Annotated in this window: 9 protein-coding genes and 1 pseudogene; all 10 read left to right on the top strand. The window is 37.8% G+C overall.

Going from position 1 to position 11,997, the window contains the following annotated elements:
* Positions 1 to 428: 428 nt before the first annotated feature.
* Positions 429 to 1,316: an FAD binding domain-containing protein gene (locus ACVIJU_RS15565; protein WP_456687744.1), complete on the top strand. Its 888-nt coding sequence runs from the start codon at positions 429 to 431 to the stop codon at positions 1,314 to 1,316.
* A complete protein-coding gene (locus tag ACVIJU_RS15560; protein WP_063387539.1) occupies positions 1,303 to 1,794 on the top strand; it encodes a (2Fe-2S)-binding protein in 492 nt (163 codons plus the stop codon). Before ACVIJU_RS15565 ends, ACVIJU_RS15560 begins: the two co-directional genes overlap by 14 nt.
* A gap of 7 nt (positions 1,795 to 1,801) precedes the next feature.
* A complete protein-coding gene (locus tag ACVIJU_RS15555) occupies positions 1,802 to 3,361 on the top strand; it encodes a class I adenylate-forming enzyme family protein (protein WP_456687743.1) in 1,560 nt (519 codons plus the stop codon).
* Between the two features lie 30 nt (positions 3,362 to 3,391).
* Positions 3,392 to 4,180, top strand: coding sequence for an enoyl-CoA hydratase/isomerase family protein (locus ACVIJU_RS15550; RefSeq protein WP_456687742.1), 789 nt, complete (start codon positions 3,392 to 3,394; stop codon positions 4,178 to 4,180).
* A 97-nt stretch (positions 4,181 to 4,277) separates the two neighbouring features.
* Entirely contained in the window at positions 4,278 to 5,528 is a 1,251-nt protein-coding gene (locus ACVIJU_RS15545; RefSeq protein WP_456687741.1) for a benzoate/H(+) symporter BenE family transporter, read from the top strand.
* 788 nt (positions 5,529 to 6,316) lie between these two features.
* Positions 6,317 to 6,622 carry a TIGR04104 family putative zinc finger protein gene (locus tag ACVIJU_RS15540; protein ID WP_066248242.1) on the top strand — a complete coding sequence of 102 codons (306 nt, stop codon included), beginning with the start codon at positions 6,317 to 6,319 and terminating at the stop codon, positions 6,620 to 6,622.
* Positions 6,623 to 7,820: 1,198 nt separating this feature from the next.
* Positions 7,821 to 8,198 carry a hypothetical protein gene (locus ACVIJU_RS15535; RefSeq protein WP_063387544.1) on the top strand — a complete coding sequence of 126 codons (378 nt, stop codon included), beginning with the start codon at positions 7,821 to 7,823 and terminating at the stop codon, positions 8,196 to 8,198.
* Between the two features lie 1,037 nt (positions 8,199 to 9,235).
* Positions 9,236 to 9,811, top strand: a complete 576-nt coding sequence (locus ACVIJU_RS15530; protein ID WP_340855642.1) for an HXXEE domain-containing protein — start codon at positions 9,236 to 9,238, stop codon at positions 9,809 to 9,811.
* A 207-nt stretch (positions 9,812 to 10,018) separates the two neighbouring features.
* On the top strand, positions 10,019 to 10,504 hold the full coding sequence (locus tag ACVIJU_RS15525; protein ID WP_063386461.1) for a PTS sugar transporter subunit IIA: 486 nt from the start codon (positions 10,019 to 10,021) through the stop codon (positions 10,502 to 10,504).
* Between the two features lie 35 nt (positions 10,505 to 10,539).
* Positions 10,540 to 11,956: pseudogene (treP, locus tag ACVIJU_RS15520) on the top strand (PTS system trehalose-specific EIIBC component).
* Positions 11,957 to 11,997 lie beyond the last annotated feature (41 nt).

Genomic DNA, 11,997 nt, shown 5'->3' with positions numbered 1-11,997 from the left:
ATTTAGCATCAGTAAAGCGATTTTTGCCCTTTTCCTGAAAATAACCCCTTTCATGTAAGGATCTGTGGAAAGGACTATTCGGGATGTCCCCAGCCCACTTGTTGATCAATCACGAGAAATTGCTTTAATCCATGCTGTCTGGAAGCTGTCACATTCAGCATTGGTGGCCAGAGGGAACAAGATTGCGGGTTAGAAGCTCGAACAAGAGCTGGAGAAACAGACTTTATAAGTAGTCATAGCTGATGGATTTCTCCCAATGATCCTTAATACTACTATCTAGGGGCATCACGAAAAGTCTACCCCTAAAATGGAACTTTTTCAGATAGTGCCAGTTAGCAACACTATCTGAAAAAGTTATCAAAGAGTCTAACTGGAAAATGCCTCTCTCTAAAGAGGATTCTAAAAATACTAAACGAGGAGGGGAGTATATGAAACCCGTAAAATTTGATTATTATTCCCCGAAAACAGTTGATGAAGCTTTAACACTTTTAGAAGAAGCAGGATTTGACGGGAAAATCATTGCCGGTGGTCAAAGTCTTGTACCAATAATGAACATGAGACTATCATCGCCAGAATGTTTAATTGACATTAATCAGCTTCATGATTTGCAATTTATTGAGTTTGATAGTGACAAAGTTAAAATTGGTGCGTTAACGAGGCAGGCGGAAGTTGAAAGATCGGATATAGTTCAGAAGCATTTAGGGCTTCTAAGTGAAGCGGTTCCCTTTATTGGGCACGTTCAAACGAGAAATCGGGGAACATTTGGAGGAAGTCTTGTTCATGCTGACCCAACAGCTGAAATTCCTCTTTCATTGATGGCGCTCGGAGGGACCCTTCATATTGCTTCTAAAGAAGAGGTGCGAGAAGTAAACGTCGAGGATTTCTTTATTACTTATTTAACAACTGACATAATGCCTAATGAGATGCTGACGGAAATTCACATTCCTATAGAACAAGAAAGAAATGGATATTCATTTTATGAAGTTTCTCGTCGTCACGGTGATTTTGCACTCGTTGCCTCTGCTTGTCAATTAACGATTGATCATTTAGATCGCATTACAAATGTAAGACTTGTATTAGGCGGTGTTGAAGCAACGCCATTGTTAATAGAAGGGGCAAACGAATGGATGAAAGGAGAGGTTTTATCTGACTCCCTTCTCCAAAAAGTCGAGGATATAGTGGATGAAATGGTAGATCCAGAGTCAGATATACACGCAACTGCTGAATATAGAAGACATCTTTCGAAAAAATTGGCAGTGCGTACGGTGAAATCAGCCTACGAACGAGCGAGGGGTGAAGCCAATGAGCGTTCATGAAATTGAAGTGACGATCAACGGGAAAAAGTATAAAGAACAAGTTGAGTCAAGATTGCTGTTAAGTGATTTTTTACGAGAAACGTGCGGTCTCACTGGCACGCATGTCGGCTGTGAACATGGTGTGTGTGGTGCTTGCACGATCCATTTAAATGGTTCAGCTGTTCGAAGCTGCCTCATATTTGCGGTTCAAGTGGATGGGCAGGAGATCACAACAGTAGAAGGTTTGGGAGAAGACGGTCAATTAACTCCATTACAAAAAAATTTCATTGAATGTCACGGCCTTCAGTGCGGGTTCTGTACACCTGGAATCTTAATGTCAGCAACTGACTATTTACAAAAAAATCCGAATCCTTCCGTTCAAGAAATAAAAGAAATGCTATCAGGACATTTATGCCGATGCACGGGTTATGTTGGAATTATAGAAGCAATTCAAAAAACAGTTGAAGAAAATAGTAATCATGCTCGGGTGGAAAGGTGATGATGATATGAACCTTTTAACTCTTTTTGAATTTGCTGTTGAGCGTCATCCAAATCGACTTGCTGTTGTAGAAGGAGACAGAAGGTATACGTACAGGCAATATCATAACGAAGTGGAAAAAGTCGCTGCTTCACTTCAAAAAATCGGCATTAAACAGCATGACCGCGTTATGATCCTTTTAAAAAATCGTCTTGAAAACACAGTGATTTATTGGGCTCTGCAAAAAATTGGAGCCGTTTACACTCCAATTAATTTTCGCCTTTCGGTGAAAGAAGTTGAGTATTGTGTCAATGATGCAGAGGCTGCTGCTGTCATATACGAAATCGTAAGCCAGGAATCCGTTTTGAAAGCAAATCTTCAGCAAAAGCCAATACTGATTGGTCTTGGCGAAGTGGAAGGTGCTGATATCTACTATAATGAACTTGTTGAAAGAAGTCCTGGCAGCTTGGAAAAGCCAACGATAGATGATAACGATATCGCTCTTATGCTTTATACGTCCGGAACAACAGGAAAACCGAAAGGAGTTCCACGAACGCACAAAAATGAATATAGTGCAGCGCTAGCCCATATTATCCAAAACCAATATCAAGACGGGGAAAGTACATTAGGGACAATGCCGCTTTATCATACGATGGGAATGCGCTCCCTTCTATCTATTATGTTTTTAAATGGTAAATATGTTGTTCTACCTGATTTTGATGCAAAGGAAGCGTTGGAATTAATAGAACGTGAAGAAATTACATGCCTTTACTTAGTACCTACGTTATATCACGATATGTTAAATCACGCTGAATTTCCTAATTACGATTTGTCTAAGTTGAAAAAAATCGGTTATGCGGGCGCTTCCATGACAACAGCTTTAACGGAAAAATGTATTGAAATGTTAAAGCCTGAAGTGTTTGTGAACCATTATGGCAGCACTGAAATTTATACATTTACGATCAATCCAAATGTGATGGAAAAGCCAGGATGTGCTGGTAAGCCAGGCTTTCATCAAAATATCCGCATTGTTAAGGCAGATCCTGATGGCCATGCAACTCCAGAGGATGTGGTGGAAAAAGGAGAACTGGGAGAAATTATTGCCAATATTGAATCACCAGAAAGCTTTAAAGGCTACTGGAATAGACCGGATGCAACAAAAAAAGCCATTCGGGATGGATGGTATTTTACTGGAGACCTTGGCAAATTAGATGAGGATGGAGATTTATATGTCGTCGGACGTGTCGATGATATGATTATTTCCGGCGGAGAAAATATACATCCTCTTGAAGTAGAAGATGTTTTAGCCAAGCATCCGAAAGTGCATGAAGTTGCTGTAATTGGTGAAGAAGATGAGCGCTGGGGCCAAGTTGTTTCTGCCTATGTCGTACCAAAAGATCCGTCACTTACCATACAGGAACTTGACGATTATTGTAAAAATAATACAAAACTTTCAAACTTTAAACGTCCAAGAAAATATGTATTTATTCAAGAAGTACCGAAAAGCGCTGTTGGGAAAATTCTCCGTCGTAAACTCAAAACGGGAGAATTTGAACTATATATAAATGAAAGTGAAAAAATCGTTTAATTTTTTCAAAAAAGAAAGGGGAACCAAAACATGGAAGCAGTAAAACAATATGATCACATTCGAGTTGAAAAAAATCCGGAAAAAAAGACGGCAACAATTGTTTTCGACCGTCCAGAAAAAATGAATTATATTAGCATGCTAGCTCGCTCGCAATTTCCAGAAATTTTTGATGAGTTAAATAAAGATGATGATGTTCGCGTCATTATTATTAAAGGTGAAGGAGATAAGGCATTTAGTGCAGGAGGGAATATCCCTGAATTTTTGGAAGTGCATCAAGAAGAATTATCACATCTTGCTGTAAACGTTGCAGCACCAGAACGTTCTCCAAAGCCTGTCATTGCTCAGCTTCAAGGCTATACGTTTGGAGTCGGTTTTGAAATTGCTATGGCATGTGATTTTCGAATTGCAGCAGATGACACATTATTAGCACTGCCTGAGATGAATCTTGGTATGATTCCAGGAAGCGGCGGAACACAAAGGGTGGCCAAAGCAGTAGGATTAACTCGCGCAAAAGACATGATTATGCGTGCAAGAAGAATTCCTGCTGAGGAAGCGTATCAATGGGGCCTTATTACAAAGGTTGTTCCAAAGGAAGAACTAGAAAGCGCTGTCGATTCACTCGTTGAAGAGCTTGTAAACTTCTCTCCGCTTGCATTAAAAGTATGTAAACAAGTACTCAATGCAGCCGAAGAAACACCGCTTAGTGCAGGAATTGAAATAGAAGGAAAAGCCTATGGATTGCTTCGCACTACAGAAGATTTCAAAGAAGGAGTCGAAGCATTCGTCGAAAAAAGAAAGCCGAATTTCACAGGAAAATAATATTGAAATACGAATTATTCGTGCTCCCCAACTATAGTTGAGGGAGCATATAAAAAATAGTTATTTTCAGAAAATTCATAATAAAAGGGGGTATACGATGAATACCGAACGAAAAGGATTTACGAAACATTTAAATATTAACACAGTGAGCGCTGGTACACTTGCCGCTATTTTTGGATGTACTGGTCCAGCTTTAATTATTATTGGTGGAGCAGCAGACGGTGGTTTAACACATGAGCAGACGATCTCGTGGCTCTTTGCTGTTTATTTCTTTGGTGGATTGTTGGGGATTTATTTGGCTTTAAAATATCGCCAGCCGATTGCAGGAGCTTACTCTATTCCAGGTGCAGTACTTGTTGCAGGTGCATTATCACAGTTTTCTTTAGATGAAATAGCGGGTGCTTATTTTGTGGCTGGTGTCATTGTCTTACTACTAGGAATTACTCGTACAATCGGAAAGATAATGAACTGGATACCCGTTCCGATCGTAATGGGGATGATTGTTGGGGCCATGATCCGGTTTGGAACCGGAATGATTACATCTATTGAAAAAGCCCCGTTGATCGCAGGGGTAGCAGTTCTCGTATACTTGCTATCAGTACGATTTATTAAAGTCATACCGCCAATTTTAACATCTTTCATTGTTTCTGTTATTTTAGTAGTAATCATGAACGAATTTCAAATTCAAGATCAGCAAAGTAGTTTTATTCTTCCACAAATTTTAATACCTTCATTTAGTCTTGAGGCAATAGTATCTGTTTCAATTCCGCTTGCTTTCTTAGTTATCGGAGCAGAAAATGCTCAAGCAACCGGTGTATTAATGGCTCAAGGATACAAGCCGCCTGTCAATGTTATGACAATAATAAGCGGAATTGGTGGGATGGTCACTTCTTTCTTTGGAGGACATAATGCAAATATTGCCGGTCCTATGACGGCCATTTGTGCTTCAGAGGAAGCGGGGAAAAATAAGGAAGGACGTTATGCATCTGTTGTGGTAAACGGTATTTTATTCAGTTTATTTGGATTACTTGCCGGCATCGTCGTACCGTTTGTAACGGCTCTACCATCTGTACTCGTTGGTACTATTGCTGGTCTAGCAATGATTAGCGTACTGGTGAACTCTTTACAAAGTGCTTTTTCTGAAACTAAATTTCAAGTTGGAGCGTTTTTCGCATTAATCATTGGTATGTCGGATATTAGTTTTTTTAATATTAGTTCACCGTTTTGGGCATTAGTTGGAGGAGTGTTGGTTTCCTTGTTAATCGAACCTCATCATTTTCAAAAAGAACATGAGGATAATTTTGATCTTCCTGAGAAAATGGATCGTGCCATTTCTGAAACATTTTAAGGTGTTCAAATTCAAAATGACACAAATTAAAATCGCTTTCTAAAAATCGTTTAGGTTCTGCCTAAAAGATTGTTGTTTTACTATTTCTTTTTGATTGTCCTAGATAGTCGCAAAGCAGCAAATCTTACGAAAACAGCCTTAACAACAACAGGATGAAAAAATTTTTTCTAAATAAGATCTGTTTTGTACAAGCCTATCGTACGATTGCTTTTAGACCTCCTTCTTTAAAACGTCCAAAAAGAAGGAGGTTAATTGATTTTATCCATAAATATTTACTCTACTTTATCATATTTTTTATGTTCCGAACTTATTCATTGAAACGAGAAACATATCGATCCCATTATTTTTAAATTCAGCTTAACAGTAAAATCCACGTTTGATCCTAATTATTTTGTTCGAACTTTCGATAATATTTGCTTAATCCTTCTTTGGTTAAGTCTTCTGTCTTAACAAATCCTTTTGACTCATAAAAAATATCTTTTTCATGCTATTATTACTCTTTTCACCTAAAGATCGGCATTGATCATTCTTGATTATTTGCAATATTCCTCTTTTTCATCTTAATACATACACTTATTATTTATTATATGCCGATAATAAGTGTAATTTCTGCCTTTATTTTCACACATAATATCCAAACATTTCACTCATGAAAACATGATACACTCCACGGATTTGTAACAGGTTACATCAGTGTAAAATAAAAGCTATTCTCTAAAAGATTGTTGTTATCAATCATAGAGAAATATATATCATATGGTAAAATAAAGTAAAAAGGGGTAGTTTCAATGGGATTGCCAAAATGTTGTAAATGTAACCATCCATTTAGTTGGAGAAACATATTTTGTGCTTCGTTCAAATTTAGCCAAGAAATAAAGTGCCCTAAGTGTGGAACAAAAATGTATCCAACAATGAAATCAAGACAAAAAATGGGTATAGCAACTTTTGTACCATTGGTCATATCTTTTGCATTACAGGTATTTGGGCTTCCATTCAAGTTTACTATGTTGATATTTTTGTTGTTGTCAGTTTTGGGTATGATATTGCTGCCATTTTTATATTCGTTTGTCGATCATGAGGAGCCCCTTTGGTGAAAAAGGACGTATTGTTAAAGCTGATGATAAAAGGGTTTTTGCGTAATCTTGATGATAGAGAGGAGTTTTATGGAGAATATTTGTGTGTAAAGTTTTTAGCTTCTCATCTTAATTCAATAATCCCGATTTTTCATCAAAAGGACGTCAGAACCGGTACCCCCGTATCGCCTGAAAAAAATCCCGGCATATAACTATAGTGTCAATGAGAGAAGCTGTCGTTTACGATTACGAGAAGAGAGATATATGAAAGAGGAATGAATATTTTCTAATAATATAAGGAAATTGAGGATCGAAAACAGTTCAGAAATCTATTCAATCTCTCAACTGCTCCTTCGAAATTAATGAGAAAGTAGGTTGGATCTATTTAAGCGATGCCTTTCAAAAACGAAAGAGAGTTTTTCCGAAATTTCTATTTTTTTTTTTGAGGAAGACGAAAAGACATTCGGACTGTTAACGAGGACATCGTTTGATCTCTACCGATTAGTAAGAGCAAAAAAGGGATAGAAACACAAAGTACGTTATGAAAAAATCTCTACTCAACATCTTCTGAACTTGCGCAAAAAGAAGTATGGTTAAAGATTACAAATAATCATTTGATCGTATTAAATGATCAATAAGCGAAACATCGTTGTTAAATTATGAAACGCAACAAAAGACAATCGTTCGAAAAACCGAAAATGGAAAAATCAGCGAAAATTATTCTGAAATAATGTGATAGATTCTTAATAGATCAACAAAAAGTATCTATAACCGCTCTTGCGAATGTATGTTTTTTGCAAAATAAAAGTGCAGAGAATTGCAAAATCCTTATGCAGTGATATGCAATGGGGCTTTACATGGAGGAGGAGCCATGATAACCTTTTTTGGTTTTGCCAAAACTGTTGAAGCTGGCGCTTGGCTAAAGAATCATGGCTACAGAGGATCCATGTCAAGCCCTTGATGGATAGATCACATATATGTATATTTATTCAAAATTTTGATAAAGATATACTGCAACACTCTGTATTTTTTTCTTGCAGAAAACAGAATGTAGAGAGTGTCGAACTTTCTCTATTTGAGAGAGACATTGCTTAAAGTGTTTTTAAACATCATACTCCAATTACCATGTGACTATATGAAAGTTGATGTGAATTATATCGAAATGACCGCAATATGGTATAATAATAGTTATATTTATAATGAAGAAAGGAGCATACTGATGGCTGAAATTACAAATGAAATGATTTTACAAGCGATTAAAGAACTGGCTGAGCAGCTAAAAAACCATTCAGAAGAAACGAATAACCGGTTTGAACAAATTAACCAACGGTTTGCACAAATTGACCAACGGTTTGAGCAGATTGATCGGCGGTTTGAACAAATTGACCAACGATTTGAACAAACCGATCAGCAGTTTGAACAAACGAAGCAGCAATTGGTCGAAATCAATGAGCGGCTCGACCAAGTTGAACAAAAGATCGAGGAGATGGACAAACAGCTCACTGATGTAGCAAACGGTCAAAAAATTCTTGTGGAAGAGTTGTTTGAAAATAAGAAAGAAATCAAGCGAGTCAAAAATATTTTAAACATATATTAACCGCAATGATCTATTAAGCGTTTTTTTGGACAAAACCGTGAGATAAAAACAAAATGATGTCTGAAATTAGCTTTTCGCCTCCCTGTTTTCTTCAAAATAATGTCCAAACTTCTTCGCCGTTTTCTATTTAGCTTTATTCGTTCCTATTAATATCCAATTAATACTATCCTTGTTTTAACACATAATCCCCGGAATAGGATCTGGCTTGTGCTGTCTACAGTGTGAGAAAAAAGGCGCAACAAAGGATAAATCCCCATTCAAAAAACAGCGGCTGTCTCATCGGTTTAACGGCCATTGCGGCAGCCTCGTTATGCTTTCACCTTATTGATTAATTTTTATTATAAATGCAATAATTTTTTCTATCAGCGAAAGTAAAGACTGACATTAGCTTTAAGCGCCTCAGGCTTTTTACTTTCGGTACTTTCCATTCTTCACTGTTTTGAAAACCTATTTACAACAAAGCAAATTTTTCCTATAATTATAACTAACTAATTAGTTAGTTATAAAAAAGGGGGCTCTTGTTGGCTGTAAAAAAAGGCGAAGTGAGTAAGAGAAAGTTATTTCTATGCCAGAAGAGCTTTTTACGAAAAAAGGTTTTCAAAGTACCAAAAGAAGCGAATTTGTTGCAAACGAAAGCTTAACACAAGCTGCGTTTCAAAAGTAAGGAAGATATCTTTCAACAAATATTTCAAAATTTTGATCAACAGTTAATAAAACTAAGGGATGTTGGAAAAATCTGTTGAACTATCGCTATCGGAAGTCAAAAATTTTGTAACCAACATGTTTATCAAATTGTTTACTTTTTTAGAAAAAACAAATCAGACAAGGAGACAGTGATCAGATTCGAATAAGATTGATATGTTCAATAACAAGCGATTCGGAATTGTAAAAGAAAAAATTGACACAGGGTGGCAGCAGAGGCCATCGCTGCTATTATAGAACGATTGGTACATCGATATTTATTAACAGGAGAAAAAGTAAAGTAGGACAGATGTTTTTGAGCGGAATTCAAAATCGTTCGAAAAGCGGTGATTGAGATGGTATTAGATTGGTTGGATTCTCAACTTCATTTGATTAGCGTGCTTTGGTTATTTCCCATTTTGTTTATGTTTCATGATTTCGAAGAGATTCTTACGGTAGAGAAGTGGACCAAACAGAACAAAGAACAAGTTCTTGCGGTTTTACCTAAATCAATACGAAAATATTTTTATAGCAGCTTTCAGATGACAACTGTTCAATTTGCGAACGATGTATTTTGGATTTTCCATACCATTACAACAGCAACATGTTTAGCCGTCATTTTCTCTTTTTACTATATTTTTTTAATGTTACTGTTTATCTTTTTTGCCCATGTGTTCACACATTTAGGGCAAGCACTCTATCTAAGGAAATACACTCCTGGTGTAATCACTTCCATCTTTCTAGTGCTACCCTATTCTTCATATACCTACTATCGATTGCTGAAAGAACAAGTCATAAGCGGAACAGATATATTGTGGAGTATAATTGGAGCAATCATCATCGTACCAATATTATTTCTGTTTCTAGTGAATGGAAGAAATAAAGCTACAAAAAAAGTTGAGGAAGATGGTGCCGACAAGAATTTTTTGTAATGTAAGATAAATAGGGTATCTCTGTAATGGAATTTCAAATAGGGGGGATGCATTCTCTTTTTGAGAATGGCTCCAATAAATATAGTACTTTTTCAGTGGCTATCATGTAACCGAGCCACTTTTTTATTGACGAACTTGTATATACAGGTTAAAATAAAAGCATCTTGTATATACAAGTTTTGAAAGCGGTTAAAAGGAGAGTTCATAATGTTAAAAAAATGGTTTCGAAAAAAAGAGGAAACGCTCTTAGCCCCTTTAACCGGAAAAATAGTCGAGATCGAACAAGTTCCTGATCCAGCATTTTCCCAAAAGCTCATGGGGGATGGAGTGGCTATTGATCCTGCAGACGGAATTGTCGTTTCGCCGGTCAATGGGGAAGTTATTCAATTTTTCCATACGAAGCATGCGATTGGTATTCGTTCTGAGACGGGACTGGAGCTATTGATCCACATCGGTTTAGACACCGTTATGATGAACGGTGAAGGATTTGTTGGACATGTGAAGGTCGGTGACAAAGTCAAGGCGGGAGACAGTTTACTGACATTCGATCTTGCATTGATCAAAGAAAAAGCAGCAAGCACGATCACACCGATTGTCATCACCAATATGGATGCCGTTCAATCACTCGAAAAGAAGTCGCTCGAAAGCGTGCAGGCAGGAACGGATTCATTTATGGTTGTCGTAGCAAAATAACACTTGTTTTGTAAACGATTACGGGGGGGATCATCATGAATATCAGCAAACAATCAGTTGAAAAGATTGTTGAGTCTGTTGGAGGAAAAGAGAATATTGTAGCGGCAACACATTGTGTTACCCGGTTAAGATTTGCATTAAAGGATGAGGGAAAAGTAGATAAAGAGGCTTTGGAAAGCATTGATCTCGTCAAAGGCTCCTTTTCGGCAAACGGTCAATTTCAAGTCGTGATTGGACAAGGGCTTGTCGATAAAGTGTACAACGAAATGGTGGAGTTGACGGGGATTGACCGCGCGACAAAGCAAGAGATTAAAGATGCAGCGGAAGCGAAGCTAAACCCGCTTCAGCGTGCGATTAAAACATTAGCTGATATTTTTATTCCGATTTTGCCGGCGATTGTGACAGCAGGTTTGTTGATGGGAATTAATAATATCCTGACAGGCCAAAATATTTTTTATGAAGGCAAATCATTTGTGGAAGTGCATAAAGAGTGGGCCGATCTTGCCAGCATTATTAACTTAATTGCCAATACGGCGTTCGTCTTTCTGCCAGGTTTAATCGGTTGGTCAGCGGTAACGAAATTCGGCGGCAGTCCATTGCTTGGTATTGTGCTAGGCTTAATGCTTGTTCACCCAGATTTGTTAAACGCATGGGGCTGGGGAGCAGCGAAAGAAGAAGGAAACATTCCTGTATGGAATTTGTTCGGATTGGATGTTCAAAAGGTAGGATATCAGGGTCAAGTATTGCCTGTGCTAGTGGCATCGTACGTGCTGGCGAAAACAGAGCTGTTTTGGCGTAAACGAATTCCCGATGCGTTTCAGTTGCTGTTAGTCGCTCCGCTTTCGCTGCTATTTACCGGTTTTTTAGCGTTTATTGCGATCGGACCGATTACATTTGCAATCGGCAACGGGATTACAAGTGTATTTGTTTCAGTGTTTCATAATGATTCCAGCAATTGGCGGGCTTCTATATGGAGCGATATATGCCCCTCTTGTTGTCACGGGGATGCATCATACGTTCTTGCCGGTTGATTTGCAGCTGATCACCAACACTGGCGGAACATTTTTATGGCCGATTCTCGTTCTTTCTAATATCGCTCAAGGTTCGGCGGCATTAGCCATGATGTTTTTAGCAAAAGATGAAAAACTGAAAGGGCTGTCATTCACATCTGCCGTTTCAGCTTATTTGGGTATCACGGAACCGGCCATGTTTGGAGTGAATTTACGCTACCGTTATCCATTTATTTCTGCGATGATAGGAGCAGCAATTGGCGGAATGTTCATTACGCTTAATAAAGTGATCGCATTTTCTATTGGTGTTGGCGGTCTTCCTGGGTTTTTATCAATCGTTCAGCAAAAATGGGCGCCGTTTTTCATTGGAATGGCGATCGCGATTGTGCTGCCGTTTGCTCTAACATTTGTGTTAGGAAAAATTCGCAAAGATCATAATTAATAGAACTGTGTTCTAAATAATAAATATGAATAATCAAAGAT

The organism is Aeribacillus sp. SP014 (genome assembly GCF_054055575.1).
This window is presented reverse-complemented; position numbering and strand designations above follow the sequence as displayed.